Source organism: Massilia sp. CT11-108 (assembly GCF_047302915.1).
In the GTDB taxonomy this organism is placed as follows: Bacteria; Pseudomonadota; Gammaproteobacteria; order Burkholderiales; family Burkholderiaceae_D; genus Telluria; species Telluria orientalis.
Genome location: NZ_JBKYMO010001456.1, coordinates 1 through 287 on the forward strand (window position 1 = coordinate 1; position 287 = coordinate 287).

Sequence of the window (287 nt, forward strand, 5' to 3'; positions counted from 1 at the left end):
TCCCCGCCGCGACGGCCGCCGCCGCGCCGCCGGACGAACCGCCCGCCGACAGGTCGTGCCGCCATGGATTGCGCGTGGGGCCCGTCGCGAGGGGTTCCGTCGTGCCCAGCAGGCCGAATTCCGACGTGGTGCTCTTGCCCAGCACGACGAGGCCCGCACGCCGCAGCGCCTGCGCATACGGCGACGTACCCGGCAGCCGCGCGCCGCGGAACAGGCGCGAACCGAACCCCGTCGGGAAGCCGGGAACCGCGAGCAGGTCCTTGACGAGCGTGGGCACGCCGGCGAAC

Annotated in this window: 1 protein-coding gene; it reads right to left on the reverse strand. The window is 75.6% G+C overall.

What is annotated here, in order from left to right:
• Positions 1-287, reverse strand: a 287-nt coding sequence (locus tag ACEN88_RS35245) for an amidase family protein (RefSeq protein WP_413347060.1), incomplete at both ends; no start/stop codon positions are given.